Origin of the sequence: Mesorhizobium sp. M0152 (genome assembly GCF_040322415.1) — a bacterium.
Classification (GTDB): domain Bacteria; phylum Pseudomonadota; class Alphaproteobacteria; order Rhizobiales; family Rhizobiaceae; genus Mesorhizobium.
In genome coordinates, this window is record NZ_JAMYTH010000020.1 from 51,171 (window position 1) to 69,780 (window position 18,610).

Here is an 18,610-nt window from a genome sequence, read left to right on the forward strand (position 1 = left end):
CCGAACTAGCGCCCGCTGCCTCACGGTGGCGGGCCTTTTCACCATGGGCAAAGAAGCACGGAAGGCTGGCATCCGGTTGACGGTCGGAAAAGCGCGGTCGCGCCAGTTGTGCGCACCTCGTTAGACGGTTTCGAGCCGGCTGAACCGAAACCGGGATGAGTTTTCGCGTCTTGAGTTGCCCTGCCGCATCCTTGTCGATGATAGTCAGAAACTGCACTTCTTGAGACACCAAGGCAGAACCAGACGTCCCGCTCGTTTGAACTGCTTCAGCAAAGCCGGCGGCGTCCGCTCAGCCGCCACGCTAACCAAGATCTTGTCGAATGGAGCGTGCTCGGGCCAGCCGCGAGACCCATCTCCGACACGAATGGCGACATTGGAGAAGCCGAGGCCCTGCAGCAGCGACTCGGCATGGCTTGCGAATTCCTCGATGATTTCGACGCTCCAAACTTGTCCGGCGAGTTCCGCGAGAATGGCGGTTTGATAGCCCAGGCCGGTGCCGATCTCGAGCACTGCCTCGTTGCGTTGAGGAGCAAGGAGATCGGTCATCAGAGCAACAATGAAGGGCTGCGAGACGGTCTTGTCGAAACCGATCGGCAGCGGCATGTCCTCGTAGGCATAAGGCGCGACAGCGGCTGGCACGAAGAGATGCCGCGGGACCCGCCGCATCTCTGCCATCACCGGCTCATCGAGCGTTGCCTTGCCGAGTTCTTCGCTTGCAAGGTCGGCATGGATCGCAATCATCTCGACCATGTGCCTGCGCAGAACCGCGAGATGCTGTTCGTTCATCGGCTTCATGACGGTGGGACTTTCACCCGACCAATCTGGCCCAAGCATTATATCCTGTTCGTCTTGTCGCAGTAACGGCCCACCATCATTTCCAGCGAGGGGCACCGCGGCAAGCGCGGGTGAGTTGGGGCCGCCGGGATATTAGCAGGCTATCGGCCGCGACCCTAGACATTTGGCACCAAGTCGCCATGACCCACAGAGGCAAGAACTGGCACCGAGCGGAATGTCTGCAACCGGCGCAACCGGGATCCCTCGCGGAATCGTCGTAAGGTCGTCGGCTTTCAGGAAGTTGTGAAGCCGACCTCTACGGAAACACACGAGGCGCGAAGCTGACACCTGGCTGCGAATTCGAACCAAACACCCGTCATCACAGTTCATGATTTGTGCTTCGAAAGTCGCATAAATGGCAGCCTGGAACTCGTAGGACGGTATACAACGTCATCGTTCCTGACAAAGCCGAGCCTATCACGGGCGGCGTTGCAGTTGGTCATGCTGTTTGTTCGGGTGGCAACATGTACATTGCGCGCGCAACAAGGTGCGCGAAAGGCTTCCGCCCCCCGCGCGCCAACTTGGAGACTATCCATGACTCGCTCCCAGGTTGCTGACATCGGATAGGCAACTTTGCTGCTGGCGCGGGTTGCCGGAGCGGCTTTGGTCGCGCCAACAACGGATGTCCCGAATTCGACGTCGCGACATCTGGGTCCTACTTCGGTAGGAGCAAAGCCACCTTCGATCAAATTGCGATGTCTTCGGCAAATTCCTGCGCCAACACGGCAGCTGCGGCTGCAATGGCCCGCCTTACATCCTGTTCGGTGGTGCGCCAGTTGACCACGCTGACCCGCATGGCCCGTCGACCGCGCCAAGTTGTGCCCGAAAAGAAAGCTTCGCCGGTGGCATTGATCCTTTGGATCGTTGCATCCGTGAAGGCATCGTTTTGTTCAGGTGACGCGCCGGATCTACCAAAGCGAAGCAGCCCCTGATTGAGCGTCGGCCTTGCCACGATCTCGGCCCCCGGTAGTGCGCCGATCCCTTCGACGAGTTCAGTGCAGTAGGCGCAGCAGCGGTCAACCAGCGCCTCGACACCACTTCGGCCAAGCTCCCTAAGCGCGGCGTAAACAGGAATGCCTCGCGCGCGGCGAGAGTATTCGGGGTTCCAGTCGGTCTGATCGCGCGCGGCAGTTGCGGGTGCGACGTAGGACGCGCTTGACGTCATAGCCGCCCGATGCGCCTCGCGGTTCCTGACGATCGCGATGCCGCAATCAAACGGCACGTTCAGCCATTTGTGCCCGTCAGTCGCCCAGCTGTCCGCGAGCTCCACGCCATCGAGCAGGTGACGGTGTGTTCGGCTGGCCCGGGCGAACAGGCCGAAGGCGCCGTCGATGTGAACCCAGGCGCCGGCGGCGTGCGCCATCGGGATCAATTTCCTGAAGGGATCGCAAGCACCGATGTTCAAGTCGGCGGCGTTCAGCACCAGCATGGTCAGCCTGGAATTGTCGGCAAGCGCGCTATCGAGCGCCGCAGGAGAGACGCGCCCGTCCTTGTCGGTTTTTAGCTGTTCAATGGCGTTGCGGCCGATTCCCAGAAAGCGCACCGCGCGGTCGATGGTGACGTGCCGCTGGTCGCTCGTGAGCACTCTGATTTCGGGCGCGCCAAACAGCCCGTCCTCTTCCACATTCCAGCCGACGCCCTTGAGCAGCGCCATGCGCGCAGCCGCAAGGCTCGTCATGTGCGCCATCTGGCAACCGCTGGTGAAGGCGAAGGAGGCATCGCGCGGCAGGTCGAGCAACTCCTTGATCCATTCGCCGGCCGTTTCTTCGATCACCGCGGACGCAGGACTGGCGGAATAGAGCGCCGCGTTCTGATCCCAAGTTGCAACGAGCCAGTCGGCCGCGAGCGCGGATTCCAGTCCGCCGCCGATCACCCAGGCATAGAACCGTCCGCTCGCGCTGCCATGCATCCCACTTTTCGCTTCGTCGATAAGCTTTCTGATGACATATTCGGCACTGGCTCCCTCCTCCGGAAGCGGGACCGTAAAGGAAAGTCTCAAATCCGCGAGACCTGCGGTAGCGCCGACGGACCGATGTTCGAGCCCCTCAATCCATTCGGTCGCGCCATGCCACGCCAGCTCCAGTGCCTTGTTCATGGCGCCGCCCCTCGCTCCGGCAAGAGCGGGTGCTCCTGTTGCCGGGGATTTGTCGTTCCAATTGATGCGATGTTGTTGCCGAGCATACCGCCTTCGCGAAGTTTGTCGTGAAGCCAGTCCGAAAGAATGCTGATATTCTGCTGATCGACATGATCGGCTGTTTGGGGTCCGTTTGAACTATGCCTCCGGATCGCATTACCTTTTCAGGCTTCACCCTCGACCTCGGTAGAGGCCGCCTCTTTGACGCAAGCAATCGCGAGATTGTATTGAGGCGTAAGTCCCTCGATCTCCTTGCCTACCTGGCACGCAATGCCGGTCGGGTGATCTCAAAAGAAGAATTGATAAACGCGACTTGGCAGAACGTCTCGGTAACTGACGATTCACTCACCCAATGCATTTCCGACATCAGGCGGAAGCTCGGCGACGGCGACCAGAAACTGATACGCACAGTTTCGCGCCGTGGCTACATGCTCTCGGCAGAATCCGCACCGATGAGCGCGCTCGATGCGACGTGGGGTCCAGGCTTCACAAACCCTAAGCCATCCATTGCCGTGTTGCCGTTCGAGACGGAGGATGCCGATCAGGAATGGTTCTCAAGCGGGATCGCCGAAGACATCACCACGGCCCTGGCGAAGAGCCGGAGCCTCCTCGTTGTCTCGAAGAGCTACAGTTTCGCCTTCAAGGGACGCGCGCTGCGCGGCGACGAGATCGCGCGTGAGCTTGGTGTCAGATACCTGCTTGAGGGCAGCATCCGCCTGTCCGGTGAACGGGTTCGCGTCTCCACACGCCTGATTGAAGCCGGGACTGGACAGCTGTTGTGGGCGCAACGGTTCGACCGGGAAATCGCTGACATCTTCACCATTCAGGACGAGGTCACCGAAGCGGTCGTTTTGCAGCTGGAACTGGAACTGCTGCCCGAAGAAAGGCGCGCCATCCAGCAGACTCGTACCGACAGCATTGAAGCCTATCATTACGAGCTTCGCGGGCGGCAGTTGGCGCTCGATCTGACGAAGCCGTACCTCATACTGGCGCGGCGCATGTTCACCAAAGCGATAGAACTCGACCCAGGCTATGCCCGTGCATACGCCGGGATGGTGCTCTGCGACTGCTATCTGCGCGACTGGCACGGCGAAGATAGCGCCGCCGACGCGATCCTGAGCCTCGCTGATGAGGCGCTTCGTCTCGATGCCTCCCTTCCTGAGGCACATGCGGCCCGGGGGTTCGCCCTTTTTTGCGACGGAAAATATGAGGACGCCGAACTGGCCTATCGGAGCGCCCTTTCCATCGATCCGAATTCGTATGATGCCAACTTCCTATCCGGCGAGACCCTGGGGCGTGTGCTTGGAGACCGGGAAAGAGTGGTCTCGACATTCAAACTGACCACGCGGCTGCGGCCGGATGACTATTTTTCACCGATGCAGGTCGCGAGCTTTATGGCACTGGACGACCCTGAACGGCCAAGATGGGCAAGGATCTGTTTCGAGCGCGCCGAGCGCGCGGCCGGCCTCCATCCTGAAAATGCGGCAGGCGGCGCCCTCGCGCTCGCGTATCTCGGTGAGCGGAAGAAGGCGCGTTCCTGGCTGGCCAGAGCGTTGGCGATCGATCCGGACGACTTCGTGACGCAGTACAACGCCGCTTGCATGTATTCCGTGCTCGGGGATGTGGAGGAAGCGGTGCGGTACCTGGAAAGAGCAGTCGGAGGAAGCGTGAGTCAGAACGTATTGGAACGAATCCGTCACGAAGCCGACTTCGATGCCATTCGCGATCACGCGCGGTTCGTGCAGCTTCTTGGTTCCCTCGGCTTGTGACGTACAGCTGCTTCGGAGGGTCCCAAGGCGTTATGAAAGCAACACAGAATCGGGCAATGGAACCCACGGTGAAGCTATACACATTCGAGGGTTCGCCCTCGACCTAGAGAACGGTCTGCTGCGCGTTGCGCCCGGTGAAGTCGCGCTGCGCCCGAAATCATTTGACGTGCCTTCCTAGCTCCGTGCGCAAATCGTTGAAGGCGACAACAGGGTGAAAGACGACCGTGGCGGGTGGTTCCAACCTGAGGAACTATGTGACGCCCTAATCTCCGGTCGATTCGTCTAGGCGGCGATAGTCGAATTCAAGCATCTCGGCTGGAGGAACGCCTCGGCCAAGGTCGAGGCGCAATGACCGCCGGATAACCCTTTCCACGCCGATATCATCGAGGTGGGCGTCAATCAGGTGATATATGTGGTGGCGCAGCATTTCTTCCGCCGCTATGCGCTGCCGCTCGGCGACAAAGCGATCAAGCCACGCGCCGACCTCCCGCAGGATTTGACGGGCGGTTTCGACGATCCAGAGCTTCGGCGATGCCGCATTAGTTTCGAAAATAGCCATCGTTCTCTCCTTGGACCCCATCAACACTGCCGCCAAGGTCGCATCGTAAGCATCCGAAGTCCGTAAAGAGCGCTGAAAACGCGCTGAAACATTGCTGATTAGTCGTCAAAGCCAGCTTGCTTCATCAGCGTGGCAAAAAGGTTTCTCTGATCCGGAATGGCAATCCCGGCATAGTCGAGAAAGGCAGCGATGCCCGGGAAGGCATGTTCCTTGGCCTGACCGAGGGCTTGGCTATCCCGTCCCAGAGCGACGGCGCTAGCCGCTGCATAGACGAAATCGGTGAGCGTTCGCGACTGCGGCTGCTTGCGTGTCACCGTCCTCAAAGCTTCCTCAAAACGTCCTGAGAGGAAGTAGGCCGTGCGAAAGTAGAAACTGTACCAGACGGGACCATGCGGATTGAGCCGCTGCGCCCGATCCGCCGCCTGCGCGCCTTCGACAGCCCTGCCGAAACGAGGCGCCCAGCCCGAAAACATCGCACAAATGTCGGCCGACCCCGGCGCTAGCAGCATCGACCTGTCCAAGGCTTCCTCTGCGGCGCCAAGCTCGCCGGTATATCCCAGGGCCTCACCGAGAGCGCTATGCGCCTCGGCATCCATGGGATCGAGTTCGACAGCGCGCCGCGCGGCCCTGAGCATTGATTGAGTATTGCCTGTGACGTCCACGCCGAACGCGGTCAGCTGATCATAGGACCAAGCAAGACCTACCCAGGCCCGCGCCAGTTGCGGGTCGATTGTGACCGCCGACTGGAAACAATGCAGCGCCTGCTTGCTATCCTCGATGTTGAAGCGATTATTGTGCGCCCTGCCGATCAGATAGAGTTCGTAGGCTGTCAGATCGGAAGGAGCCTTTCGCGCGGCGCGTTCGGCCGCGGCATGGAGGATGACGCCGAAGCCCGCGAGCGAATTGACAACGCCTTCGGCGATCTCGCTCTGGATCGTGAAGATATCGGTCAACCGACAATCCCAGCGATTTGCCCAGACGGATTTGAACGTCGCAGTCTCGACCAGGGTCACGGTCACTCGCACGATCCCTTCGCTGTATTGCAGCTTTCCGTTGAGGACGTAGTCCGCTCGCCGAGTAGAGGCCGCCTCTTCGGCTTCCTGGGAGGCGTCCGATCCCCGAGCTTGCTGCAGAACATCGAGATCCCGAAACCTGGTCAGGTCGGCCACGATATTCTCGAGCAGTCCTGCCCCAAAGCGAAACCCGCTTCCATCGTCGGCCAGAATTTGAAATGGCAGCACCGCGATGGACAGATTTGTCTCCTGCCCAGACGTCGGGTTTGATGGCTTGGCAACCGTTTCGACCCGGTCTTCGTCGACGGCATAGCCGCGACGGGCTACGGTCCGGATCAGTCCTTCTCCTCGCGGACCGAGCGAACGCCTGATATCGGTGATGCATTGCGTGAGCGAGTCGTCCGAAACGGTGACGTCAGGCCATACGGCGGCGATCAGTTCGTCTTTGCTCAGCACCCGGCCAACGTTCTCGATGAAATAGATCAGCAGTGCGAATGATTTCGGCCTGAGCGCGATCTCGCCCGAACCGTCGCGCAGCAGGCCGGCAGCCGTGTCGAGGCTGAACCCGGCGAAGCGGTAGATCGGCTGCTGCGTTTGGCTCATCTTGCTCTTCGGTTGCCCGTCCTCAGAACTGCTTCAGAACCCTGATCGCAGTCGTAACATCGCCCTTGTGCAGATGCATCTTCGGCGGCTCAGCAAACTTCAGCATCACATACTTCAGGCATACTTCAAATGACGGAAGATGACGGACGCAGGAGTGTCTGTTTCCGGTGGTCCGGCCTCCTCGCTTCATCAGGGACGATATTCTACGGCGTCACGTCGCCTCACGGACAGAGGCAAGGCCGGGACCCTTTCAGAGCATGTCGATGAAGTGAGGGCAGCGAACCGCCGGCGCAACACGCTTGCAGGATGTGTGGATCGCGTTTGCCCCGACACTCTTTCAGAACAGTTTCAGCGTGCTTCAGGACATACGGATCGGATGGCTGCAAGCTTTCCCCGTATTCCAGAAATGGGAGGCCAAACTGGCTCATACTGAAACTCGCGGCAGTCATATTCAGTGGAGGGGCAGCTTCCGAACGTCCTTCCAGGAAAGCACAGCATTGGCGATCTCAGCTTCCAGGATGTGGCGACACACCGCTGCAAGACGCAGAGAAATTGCAGGCTTGAGGATCGATCAGTTGGGAGACATCGGCCATCCATTAGCCGATGCGCCAACACCCGTGCTCGACGTCAAAGCAGGCCTGATCGCCAACTTGATGTCGATGAGTTGAGATCAGCGACCGGCTACGCAGGGCGCCTTCAGGATGCGTCGATCGCGCTTGCTCGTCACTCTTTCAGAACAGTTTCAGCGTGCCTTCAGGACATGCAGACCGGATCCCCGCAAGGTTCTCGACGCGGCCGGAGCCTGAGCAATCCCGCAATTGGTTTCAACCGGCAGAGAATGACTGATGTCAAAGCTGCATGCCAATCTGCTTCTCCTGGTTGCCGCCGCCTTATGGGGCTTCGGCAATGTTCCGCAGAAGACGGTGCTCGACCATCTCGACCCGCTGAGCACGGTCGGCATGCGCTGTCTGATCGGCGGACTGCTGGTGCTGCCGCTGATGCTCTGGGAAAGCCGGATGGCAACGACCCGGATGCCGGCGACCAGAGGATTTCGCGCCGGCCTGGCGAGGGTGGGCGCGCTGTTTGCCGTATCAATCGCGCTACAGCAGATCGCCTATCTCGGCACGGTCACAATGCCAACTTCCTGATCGCCACGGCGACAGTGATGACGCCGCTTGCGGCCTGGCTGCTGACTGGCGAGCGGCTGACAACGGCGGTCGGGCTCGCCGCCGGCCTGTCGCTGGCCGGCGCGCTGCTGCTAACCGGTGGCATTGCCAGCTTCAGCCATGGCGACATGGCGGTCGTGGTGTCGGCGGCCTGCTATGCCCTGTGGACGGTCGAACTCGGACGGTACATGCAGGCGCATGCCCGCCCCTTTACCACCATGACGGCGAAGTTCCTCGGCGCGGCCGCCGCCACCCTGCCGTTCGGTTTGGCTGGCGGCCATCTGTCGACCGCCGCCGCACTCGACGCCTGGCCGCAGTTGCTGGTCCTCGGCCTGTTCTCGACCGCCGCGGCCTTCGGCATGCAGACCATCGCCCAGCGCTTCACCTCGGCCAGCCACGCGGCCGTCATCGTCAGCGCTGAAAGCGTGTTCGGCGCGCTGGGTGCGGCGCTGTTCCTTGGCGAGCGAGTCTCGCCGATGGGTGCGATCGGCGCCGCGATGATGCTCGCCGCCATTTTCTATCTCACCCTTTCCGCCGAAGCGGTGAAATCCGCTGGTCCGATCACGCTAACGCTGGAGGAAACCCCATGAGCTTTGCCGACGCAAACGGGTTCCAGACCGGGCTAGCACTCGGCATGGCGTCGATGGCTTCGATTGGACCCAACAATCTGATGATGATCCGGGAGGGCCTACTGCGCGGCCGGGTGATGTTTGTAGCCAGCCTGGTCTGGGGAACCTATGTCGCGCTGATCGCCGCGTCCTATTTGCTCGGCGACTCGATTGCCGGCCTTGCTCCGGTGTTCAGGACGGCGCTGTCCTGGCTCGGCCTGGTCGCGGTCAGTTGGTTCGCCTGGCAATCCTTCCGCGCAGCTTCAACTGCCGGCCAGGTCGAGGACCGCTCCGGCAAAACCGAGACCGGCCGCTCGTGTCTCGCCCGCGTCATGGGCGTGGTGTGGATGAACCCGCTGACCTATGTCGAACTGCTGCTGGTTCCGGCCGCACTTGGCCAGTCCTTCGCGGCAGGCGGCGCACGACTCGAATTCGTCACGGCGCTGATCCTGATGACGGCGCTGTGCTGCTACGGTTATGCGCTGGGCGGCGGCCTCATTGCCTCGCTGCTGCGTAGCCGCGCCAATCTGCGCATTTTTGATCTGATCTCCGGCCTCATCCTGTCCGCTGTCGCTCTGTTCATGGCCATGGGGCTCGTTTCGCAATGAACGTCTGGATGCAGCTTTTGGGTTCGGGTCCGGCGCGATGCCGCTTGCGTAAGGATCCGTAAGCCTGGCTCCGCCAAACCGTTCCAACTGCCAGCGCCGGGCGATGTCGCCCAATCGCGCAATCTCGAAGGAGACTTGACGTGAAACGGTTGAATGAATTCAAGGGCTACACCACCAGCATCGGCTATGACGCCACACGTGGCACATTCGACAGCGTAACCGAAATTCACGCGCTACTCGATCACCGCGGGACGGGCAATGACATGGACGGCCATGTCGTCGCGGAGGTGGTCGGCGAGGGCGCAGCCGTCACGCCGCTTCAAGCACCCGGGGGTTGCGAAGCGCGGGAACAGGAACGATCTGCGAAGGCCAGCTGATCGTCATGCCGGATGTTTCGGAGGCGCCGATCGGCCAGGGCAGAGCCGGTCGATGATCGGTGCCGGAATAGTTGCCGATCAGTCCGACAAAGGGGTTCCCGATGACGCCGTGGCGGCGGCGCCGAGCAACCACCAGGTGCTTTACGAGGACGACGTGATCCGCGTGCTTTCGCTCACCGTCGCGTCTGGCGCCCCAGCCGGCACATGCCGTTCGCAACGTCGACACAAGTCCGGTTCACGGCACCCGCATCGAGTTCAAGCAAGGCTTTCCAAAATAGCCGCAACATCATCGTTGCGGGCGCCATTCACATTCGATTTCAGCACAATATCAGCACCCGTTCAGGACGCGAGCCTCTGCCGCTGCGATGCTTGCGGGATACCAACCTGAGAACGGTCATGAAAATCGCCCTTACGGAAGATCTCATCGCCAAGGTCGGTCGCAAGATCGACGACGCCGGCCCGGCGCCGGGGCAGCGCAGCCTGGAGGATCACCACTACCTTGAGATCCGCCGGCGGTTGCTTGCAGGCCGTCCGCGCGACGTGTGGGTGTTCGCCTATGGCTCGCTTCTGTGGAACCCCTGCTTCGACGCCCTCGAGGAACGGCCGGCGACCGTCGACGGCTGGCACCGGCGGTTTTCGCTGTGGCTAACCCGCTGGCGCGGCACCCGCGAGCGGCCGGGTCTGATGCTTGCGCTCGACCGTGGTGGCAGTTGCCGCGGTGTCATCTACCGCCTATCCGACCATGACATCGACGCGGCCATCGACCGATTGCTGCGTCGGGAGATGTCGGCAGACCCGCCGACCAACATTCCGCGATGGGTCTCGGTTCGAACCGCAGGCGGCAATTTGCGGGCCATCGCCTTCGTCGCCGATCGGAGTGGCCCCGGTTATGCGCCAGCGCTGCCCGAGCAAACCACCGTCGAGATCCTGTCGCTCGCCGCCGGCCATGTCGGGAGTTGCGCCGATTATCTTCGCCGCACCGTCATTCAGCTCGAAGCGCGCAACATCCGCGACGCAACCTTGTGGCGGCTGCAGGGCAAGGTCGCAGCTTACCTGGCGTCGCTGCAATCGAGCGCGCCCTTGCCATCCTCAACCGTGGAGATCGATCATGCATGCGAAGGTTGATGGACCATTTCCCCCTTCGGATATTGCCAGGGAGGCGGTGCACCGTATCCTGTCAACGGGTAATATTGACCTTTGTGGCGGTGAAACGGTGCAAATGCTGCATTATCTCGATTGGCTGATGCCTCATGACACAGTCATAGCTGCTGGCGAAGGACGGCCGGGGCTTTGGAAACGCTTTTCCAGCGTCTTTCGGACTTGACCTTTACCGGCTTCTGCCGCTCCGATGGTCGTGGCGCATTTAGGCGCGGCGATGGTGCAAAGGCTTGGCACAAAAGATCGGCAGCGCGGTTCTCGATCTCGAGCGCGGCACGTTGCGGCGCGACGGCCAGATCGTGCCGGTCAGGCCAAAGACTTTCGACTTGCTTGCATTCCTGGTGCGCAATCCCGCCCGTGTGCTGAGCAAGGACGAGCTGTTCCAAGCGGTCTGGCCCCATGCCATTGTGACCGAGGATTCCCTCACGCAGTGCATCCGTGACGTGCGCAAGTGCATAGGCGACGAGATGCAGTCCCTGGTCCGCACCGTTCCTCGACGCGGCTACATGTTTCAGCCTGCCGAAGACTTCGCGTCCGTTTCGCTGGCGCCGGCCACCACTGCGGTCGTAACCGGACGGACGCCCGAACCGATGGTGGCCATCCTGCCGTTTCACATTAACGCTGACGATGCAACGGCAAAGCCACTCTTTGATGGGGCGGTCGAGGAGATCACCAACGCACTGTCCTATTTCAAGACAATTGCGGTGCTGGCGCGCCATTCGGCTTTCGCACTCGCCGAACACTCTGTGCAGGACATCTGGGCGACCGCCGAACGTCTCGGCGCCGACTACGTCGCGGAGGGCACAGTTGAAAGCACTCCCGATGGTTACAGCACGCGCGTGGTATTATCGGAGACGGCCTCCGGCCGGAGGGTTTGGGCGCACACTTTTTCATTTCAGGTCAGCGAGATTTTCGCTTTTCAAAAAACGGTGGCGCAACGGATTGCCGGCGCGCTGGTCGCCAACATCGAGAGCGCGGCCATGCGGCGCATTTCCCCCGCACCTGCTGCCAACGTGACGGCTTATGTCCACATCTTGCGCGGCATTGCGCTGCTGCGCAGCTATGGCGAGCGGGTCAACCACGAGGCCCGCGACCATCTGCTGAAGGCGCTCGAAAGCGATCCGGATTCGGGGCTCGCCCACGCCTACATCGCTCTGGCCGATACAATCATAGGCGGTTACAGCTCCGCACCCCGATCTGTGCTGGACCAAGCGCGCGACCGGGCTCTCCATGCCACGGCCCTCAGTCCCGATGAGGCTCGATGCCATCGCATTCTCGCACTGATCCTGCTCTACCTGTCGGACTTCGACGCCGCAGCACAGCATTTCGCCCGCGCGCTTGAGCTCAATCCCTACGATGCTGACACCTTGGCCCAGACCGGCTTTTTCGAAGCCATCCGGGGCCATGGCGAGACCGGCCTGGCGCTGCTTGATCAAGCTATCCATCTCAATCCGATGCACCCGACATGGTATTATTTCGACAGGGGCGAGGCCCTGCTTGTTCTTGGCCGTTATCAGGAAGCGGTGGTCGCGTTTTCATGCCTGCCGCGCAAGAGCGGATGGTTTTGGGCTCGGCTTGCCGCATGCTATGCCCTGGAGGGCGACATCGACAGGGCCCAGCGGTGCGCAGTGGAAGGACGACAGCTGGAGCCTGACTTGACCGTGCAGGCCATCGTCGCTGATCTTCGCTTCGAGCGTGTCGAGGATCGGGAACGGATAAGGTCCGGTCTCGAACTTGCAGGTTGGGGGGCTAGCGAGACTGCTGGATAGTTCAAGTTAGACGCTCGACATCATGGCTGGCACAGGCTTCACCGAGTTCGAATTAGTCACGCTGGTGATGGTCGAGTCAGTGCCTGATCGATCCATTGGTTGTCTGAATGCCAGCTTGACACCAGTGACTGCTCTTCTTCCTTGCGCAGCAGGAGCGGGCCAGCACCCTTCAGCCCAAGAGCTCATTCGAGGTGAGTTCAGGGCAGGGTTCATTTCTGTCGTCTCAAGCTGTCGTCAAACGCGCTGGCGAAAATGTCGGCCTCATTTCGCGACCAGATCAGCGGCGGGCGCAGCTTGAGGGTGTCAGGCGTGCGTTTTCCATGAGGGTGTTTCGGGCAAGCATGTTCTCGGGCACCCGTGGCGCCCAAAACTCCGAAAATGGAACTCGCATTTTCGCACTGAAGGATATGGCTCGCGCATCGAATAACTCCTCCGCAGGGGCACGACATCATCCCGGTTGACTCTTGGCCAAGACGAGAACAAATGTAGAACCTATCACAGGTTTTCCGCGTTTCAAGGGTCAGATGAGTGTATCGGCGCCCCCCGCTGCCATTTCCGAGCTTCGAGAACGCATCGCGCGTCTCGAAGGTGGAAATAGGCGCGCGCGTACGGTTTTGCCGTTCGGAGTGGCCGCGATCGACAGGGTTCTGCCGGGAGGGGGACTGGCTTTTGGCGGTCTGCACGAGGTCGCGGGCGGTGGCAATGGCGCCGTCGATGGCGCAGCCGCGGCACTCTTCGCTGCCGGTATTGCCGCGCGCACGATGGGCAAGGTGCTGTGGTGCGTTACCCGGCCCGATCTTTTCGCGCCTGCAATCGAACAGGCCGGCCTTCCTCCGGGACGGGTAATCTATGTCGAAGCCGGCGACGAGAAATCCGTTCTCGCCTGTTTCGAAGAGGGTCTTCGTGGCGGTTTTGGCGCTGTCGTTGCCGAGATTGCACGGCTTTCGATGACGGCGTCACGGCGGCTTCAGCTTGCCGCCGAAAGCTCCGGCGCCATCGGCATCGCCATTCGCCGCTGGCGGCGACAGACTGAAGCAACCGATTTTGGTCAGCCGACAGCCGCCGAAACCCGCTGGCGGGTGTCGGTCCTGCCGTCGACGCCATTGCCGGTTCAGGGAGTCGGGCGTGCGCGCTGGCAGCTTGAACTGATCCGATGCCGGGCAGGAGAGAGTGCAGATTTTATAGTGGAGGCTTGCGATGCCAAGGGTCGTATCGCTCTTCCTTCCGATGTGGCCGACAGACCGTTTCAGAAGGAAATCGAGCGCCGCCGCGCCTCCGCCTGAGACGCCGCTCGTCCTCATCGGCCGCGACGGCCGCCGCCGTGTTGTGCTTGCCGCTGATGCTGCAGCACACGCAGCCGGTCTGCGTATCGGCATGCCGGCGAGCAAGGCGCAGGCTCTCATCCCGGGTCTCGCGATTCATGACGCTGAGCCCGAGGCCGACGAAATCGCGCTCGAGCGGTTGGCGCTGTGGGCGCTGCGCCGCTACGCTCCGATCGTCGCTGCTGATCCACCGGACGGCATTGTCATCGATACGACCGGCGCCGACCATCTGCATGGCGGCGAGGCGGCGATGCTCACGGAGATGGTCGAGCGGCTTGGCGCATCGGGCTTTGCGGCACGCTGCGCGGTCGCCGATAGCTGGGGAGCAGCCCACGCACTGGCCCGCTTCGGTACACGGCAGACGGTTGTGGTTCCATCCGGCTCCATTGCACAAGCGATCTTGCCTTTGCCGATCGCTGCGCTCCGCCTTCCCGCCGCGACGATCGATAGCCTGAGACGGCTTGGCTTCGAGACAATCGCGGATCTCGCGGGCACGCCGCGCGCGTCGCTCGCCTTGCGTTTTGGACCGGAGCCCGGCCGCCGCCTCGACCAGGCCTTTGGACGAGTGAGCGAACCGATCGAGCCGATCCGGCCGCAGGAAATCGTCGAAGTGCGCCGCAATTTTGCCGAGCCGATCGGCGCGGCAGAAACAATTGCGCGCTATACCGGCAAGCTGGTGGCCGAGCTTTGCGCCGCACTTGAGACGCGAGGGCTTGGCGCGCGCCGGCTCGACCTTCTGTTCTTCCGCGTCGATAATCGGATCGAGGCGATCCGCGTCGGCACGGCAATGCCCGTACGCGATGTGAAGCGCTTGACCCGGCTTCTCACCGACAAAATCGAGACGATCGATCCAGGGTTCGGCATCGAGCTGATGCGGCTTGCCGCGACCGTTGCCGAGCCGCTGCGGGCCAAGCAGATGATTTCCACGCTCGCCGAGGCGCCGGAGCCAGACGTTTCGGATGTGATCGACGTCCTCGCCAACCGTGTCGGCGAGGACCGGCTTTATCGCTTCGCCCCGGTGCAGAGCGACGTTCCCGAACGGTCGGTTCAACGCATTGCTCCAATGGCGCCTGATACCGGTGAAGGCTGGCCCAACCATTGGCCGCGTCCAACTCGGTTGCTGCCGCGGCCTGAGCCGATCGAGACGGTAGCACTTCTTCCCGACCATCCGCCCGTGACCTTTACCTGGCGCGGCGTTCGCCGGCGCGTGAAACGGGCGGACGGCCCGGAACGCGTCTTCGGGGAATGGTGGAAGCGCGACGGGGAGCTGGCTGCGGTGCGGGACTACTTCCAGGTCGAAGACGAGAACGGCGAGCGCTACTGGGTCTATCGCGCCGGCGACGGCGAAGACGCCGCGACCGGATCGCATAAATGGTTCATGCACGGGATATTCGGATGACTGGCTCAACCCGATATGCCGAGCTGCAGGTGACCTCGCATTTCTCGTTCCTGCGGGGAGCGAGCAGCTGCGAAGAGCTGTTTGCGCAGGCGGCATTGCTTGGCATCGAGGCGCTCGCCGTCGTCGATCGCAATTCGCTTGCCGGCATCGTGCGCGCGCATGAAGCTGCAAAGACGACAGGCGTCCGGCTGATCGTCGGCTGCCGTCTGGATCTCGCCGACGGCATGTCGATCCTGGCCTATCCCACGGACCGGCCGGCCTATTCGCGGCTCTGCCGGCTGCTGTCGCTCGGCAAGGGCAGGGCCGGCAAGGCAAAGTGTCATCTCGAATGGGATGATGTGGTTGCCTATGGCGAGGGACTGATGGCGGTGCTCGTGCCGGACGAAGCCGATGATCTTTGCGCCGTCCGGTTGCGGCGGCTGCGCGAGTCTTTCGGCGATCGCGCCCATCTGGCGCTCACCTTGCGCAGGCGTCCGAACGACCAGCTCCGGCTTTACGAGCTGGCTAACCTGGCGGCCGCGATGCGCGTCTCGACCGTCGTCACCAACGATGTGCTTTTCCACGAGCCGGCCCGCCGCATGGTGCAGGATGTCGTCACCTGCATTCGCCACAACGTCACCATCGATGACGCCGGCTTCCGGCGCGAACGTCATGCCGATCGCTATCTCAAACCGGGCGATGAAATGGCGCGGCTGTTCAGCCGTTATCCTGAGGCCCTGGCGCGCACCGTCGAAATCGCCGGCCGCTGCCGGTTCTCGCTCGACGAGCTCGCCTATCAATACCCCGAGGAAAAAACGATGCCGGGCCTCACGGCGCAGCAGGCGCTGGAAAAACTGACCTGGGAAGGTGCGGCCCGCCGTTACCCCGAGGGCTTGCCCGACAAGGTGATCAAGATCCTGAAGCACGAGCTGCGGCTGATCCAGACGCTCAAATATGCGCCGTACTTCCTGACGGTCAACTCCATCGTTCGCTTCGCCCGCAGCCAGGACATCCTCTGCCAGGGCCGCGGCTCGGCCGCCAATTCAGCGGTCTGCTATGTGCTCGGCATCACCTCCATCGATCCCGAACGCAACAACCTCCTGTTTGAGAGGTTCGTTTCGCAGGAACGGCGCGAGCCGCCCGACATCGATGTCGATTTCGAGCATGAACGGCGCGAGATCGTCATGCAGTGGGTTTACGAGACCTACGGTCGCGATCACGCAGCATTGTGCTCCACGGTTATTCGCTATCGCACCAAAGGTGCTGTCCGCGATGTCGGCAAGGCGCTCGGCCTGCCCGAGGACATGACCAAACTTCTGTCCTCGCAGGTCTGGGGCCATGGCGAAGCGGTCGATGAGCAGCGCGCCGGCGAGCTCAATCTCAATCTCGGCGATCGCCGGCTGCGGCTGACCCTTGAACTCGCCGAGCAACTTGCCGGCACGCCGCGTCATCTCTCGCAGCATCCGGGCGGCTTTGTACTGACCCATGATCGCCTTGACGACCTCGTGCCGATCGAGCCGGCGGCGATGAAGGATCGCCAGGTCGTGGAATGGGACAAGGACGATATCGACGCCCTCAAATTCATGAAGGTGGATGTCCTAGCCCTGGGCATGCTCACCTGTATGAAGCGGTCATTCGATCTCCTGTCCGAGCACAAGGGCATTGTCCTCGATCTGGCGACGATCCCGGCCGAGGATCCGCGCACCTATGCGATGATCCGCAAGGCCGACACACTTGGCGTGTTTCAGATCGAATCCCGGGCGCAGATGTCGATGCTGCCGCGCATGAAGCCCAGGACATTTTACGACCTGGTCATCGAGGTCGCTATCGTCCGTCCCGGCCCGATCCAGGGCGACATGGTCCATCCCTACCTTCGCCGGCGCGATGGTACGGAGGAGGTGACGTTTCCAAGGCCGGAGCTCGAGCGCGTGCTCGGCAAGACGCTTGGCGTGCCGCTGTTTCAGGAGCAGGCGATGCAGGTCTCGATGGTCTGCGCCGGCTTTTCCGCCGGCGAGGCCGATCAGCTGCGGCGCGCCATGGCCACCTTCAAGCACACTGGCGGCGTCTCGAAATTCCGCGACAAGCTGATCAACGGCATGATCGCCAACGGCTACACCCCGGAGTTTGCCGAAAAGACCTTCTCGCAACTCGAAGGGTTCGGCAGCTACGGCTTCCCCGAAAGCCACGCCGCCTCCTTCGCTTTGATCGCCTACGCCTCATCCTGGATGAAGTGCTGGCATCCGGATGTCTTCTGTGCCGCGTTGCTGAATTCGCAGCCAATGGGGTTTTATCTGCCGGCCCAGATCGTACGCGACGCTCGCGATCATGGCGTCGAGGTGCGTCCGGTCTGCGTCAATGCCAGCCGCTGGGATTGCACGCTGGAGCCGACCGATGCCGAAGACCGCTTCGCTGTCCGGCTCGGCCTGCGCATGGTGAAGGGTCTCGCCAATGATGACGGGGCGGCGATCATTGCGGCGCGGGCCGATGAGCCCTTCGCCTCGGTAGACGATCTCTGGCGCCGCGCCGGCGTGCCGGCGTCGTCGCTTGTCCAACTCGCCGAGGCCGATGCCTTTCTGCCGAATCTGAACCTTGCCCGCCGCGACGCGCTCTGGGCGATCAAGGCGCTGCGCGATGAACCGTTGCCCCTGTTTGCGGCCGCCACGTCCCGCGAACAGAAAACCGTGCCGGAGATCCAGGAGCCTCCCATTGCACTCAGGCCGATGACTGCAGGACGCGAAGTGGTCGAGGATTACGGCCATGTCGGGCTGACCTTGCGCAGCCACCCTATGTCGTTCCTGCGTGCCGATCTTCGTCGCCGTCGCATCGTGACCTGTCAGGAGGCCATGCAGGCGCGAGACAAACGATGGCTCGAGGCCGCCGGCCTGGTGCTGGTGCGGCAAAGGCCAGGCTCGGCCAAAGGCGTCATGTTCCTCACCATGGAAGATGAGACCGGCGCCGCCAACGTCGTTGTCTGGGTCAAGGTGTTCGAGAAATTCCGGCGCGTGCTTCTTTCGTCGGCCATGCTCGGCGTGCGCGGCCGCATCCAGCGGGAAGGGGAGGTGGTGCATCTCGTCGCCCACGAGTTGACCGATCTTTCGGCCGAACTCGCCAGCGTCGGAAACCGCGACACGCCATTTCCATTGCCACACGGCCGCGGTGACGAGGCCCATCATGGCGGATCGGGCATCGATCCGCGCGGCATGCCGAAAACGCGCGATATCGTCGATCCATACGAGCACATCGAACGGATCAAGGTGAAGACGCGGGATTTCCGATAAAGCTGCAGCGGTTATCATGTGGTAGTCTCGCCCG

General features: G+C 61.9%; 15 protein-coding genes and 1 pseudogene. 12 read left to right on the forward strand and 4 right to left on the reverse strand.

What is annotated here, in order from left to right:
• Nucleotides 1-120 precede the first annotated feature (120 nt).
• A pseudogene (locus NKJ26_RS20205) lies at nt 121-795 on the reverse strand (protein-L-isoaspartate(D-aspartate) O-methyltransferase).
• A gap of 724 nt (nt 796-1,519) precedes the next feature.
• Complete coding sequence (locus NKJ26_RS20210) at nt 1,520-2,929, reverse strand: pyridoxal phosphate-dependent decarboxylase family protein (protein WP_352696673.1); 1,410 nt, start codon at nt 2,927-2,929, stop codon at nt 1,520-1,522.
• Between the two features lie 266 nt (nt 2,930-3,195).
• Between NKJ26_RS20210 and NKJ26_RS20215 the strand changes: the two genes are divergently transcribed.
• Nucleotides 3,196-4,737: a TPR end-of-group domain-containing protein gene (locus tag NKJ26_RS20215; protein ID WP_352696674.1), complete on the forward strand. Its 1,542-nt coding sequence runs from the start codon at nt 3,196-3,198 to the stop codon at nt 4,735-4,737.
• A 262-nt stretch (nt 4,738-4,999) separates the two neighbouring features.
• Here NKJ26_RS20215 and NKJ26_RS20220 read toward each other — a convergent pair whose 3' ends face one another.
• On the reverse strand, nt 5,000-5,332 hold the full coding sequence (locus NKJ26_RS20220; RefSeq protein WP_352696675.1) for a hypothetical protein: 333 nt from the start codon (nt 5,330-5,332) through the stop codon (nt 5,000-5,002).
• A gap of 62 nt (nt 5,333-5,394) precedes the next feature.
• Complete coding sequence (locus NKJ26_RS20225; protein ID WP_352696676.1) at nt 5,395-6,912, reverse strand: winged helix-turn-helix domain-containing tetratricopeptide repeat protein; 1,518 nt, start codon at nt 6,910-6,912, stop codon at nt 5,395-5,397.
• A gap of 299 nt (nt 6,913-7,211) precedes the next feature.
• Between NKJ26_RS20225 and NKJ26_RS20230 the strand changes: the two genes are divergently transcribed.
• The 11 genes from NKJ26_RS20230 (at nt 7,212) to NKJ26_RS20280 (ending at nt 18,576) form a co-directional block, all read left to right on the forward strand.
• A complete protein-coding gene (locus tag NKJ26_RS20230; RefSeq protein WP_352696677.1) occupies nt 7,212-7,580 on the forward strand; it encodes a hypothetical protein in 369 nt (122 codons plus the stop codon).
• Nucleotides 7,581-7,757: 177 nt separating this feature from the next.
• On the forward strand, nt 7,758-8,060 hold the full coding sequence (locus tag NKJ26_RS20235; protein ID WP_352696678.1) for an EamA family transporter: 303 nt from the start codon (nt 7,758-7,760) through the stop codon (nt 8,058-8,060).
• A gap of 17 nt (nt 8,061-8,077) precedes the next feature.
• Nucleotides 8,078-8,668 (forward strand): DMT family transporter, encoded by a 591-nt coding sequence (locus NKJ26_RS20240; RefSeq protein ID WP_352696679.1) that lies wholly within the window; start codon nt 8,078-8,080, stop codon nt 8,666-8,668.
• Nucleotides 8,665-9,294 (forward strand): LysE/ArgO family amino acid transporter, encoded by a 630-nt coding sequence (locus NKJ26_RS20245; RefSeq protein ID WP_352696680.1) that lies wholly within the window; start codon nt 8,665-8,667, stop codon nt 9,292-9,294. The genes NKJ26_RS20240 and NKJ26_RS20245 overlap by 4 nt, the downstream gene beginning before the upstream one ends.
• 140 nt (nt 9,295-9,434) lie before the next feature.
• A complete protein-coding gene (locus NKJ26_RS20250; RefSeq protein WP_352696681.1) occupies nt 9,435-9,671 on the forward strand; it encodes a hypothetical protein in 237 nt (78 codons plus the stop codon).
• Nucleotides 9,672-10,067: 396 nt separating this feature from the next.
• Complete coding sequence (locus NKJ26_RS20255; protein ID WP_352696682.1) at nt 10,068-10,796, forward strand: gamma-glutamylcyclotransferase; 729 nt, start codon at nt 10,068-10,070, stop codon at nt 10,794-10,796.
• Nucleotides 10,780-10,995, forward strand: coding sequence for a hypothetical protein (locus NKJ26_RS20260; protein WP_352696683.1), 216 nt, complete (start codon nt 10,780-10,782; stop codon nt 10,993-10,995). Before NKJ26_RS20255 ends, NKJ26_RS20260 begins: the two co-directional genes overlap by 17 nt.
• Nucleotides 10,996-11,107: 112 nt before the next feature.
• A complete protein-coding gene (locus tag NKJ26_RS20265) occupies nt 11,108-12,598 on the forward strand; it encodes a winged helix-turn-helix domain-containing tetratricopeptide repeat protein (protein ID WP_352696684.1) in 1,491 nt (496 codons plus the stop codon).
• A 524-nt stretch (nt 12,599-13,122) separates the two neighbouring features.
• Nucleotides 13,123-13,881 (forward strand): ImuA family protein, encoded by a 759-nt coding sequence (locus NKJ26_RS20270; protein WP_352696685.1) that lies wholly within the window; start codon nt 13,123-13,125, stop codon nt 13,879-13,881.
• Nucleotides 13,796-15,319, forward strand: coding sequence for a Y-family DNA polymerase (locus NKJ26_RS20275; RefSeq protein ID WP_352696686.1), 1,524 nt, complete (start codon nt 13,796-13,798; stop codon nt 15,317-15,319). The genes NKJ26_RS20270 and NKJ26_RS20275 overlap by 86 nt, the downstream gene beginning before the upstream one ends.
• Entirely contained in the window at nt 15,316-18,576 is a 3,261-nt protein-coding gene (locus NKJ26_RS20280; protein ID WP_352696687.1) for an error-prone DNA polymerase, read from the forward strand. Before NKJ26_RS20275 ends, NKJ26_RS20280 begins: the two co-directional genes overlap by 4 nt.
• Nucleotides 18,577-18,610: the final 34 nt, after the last annotated feature.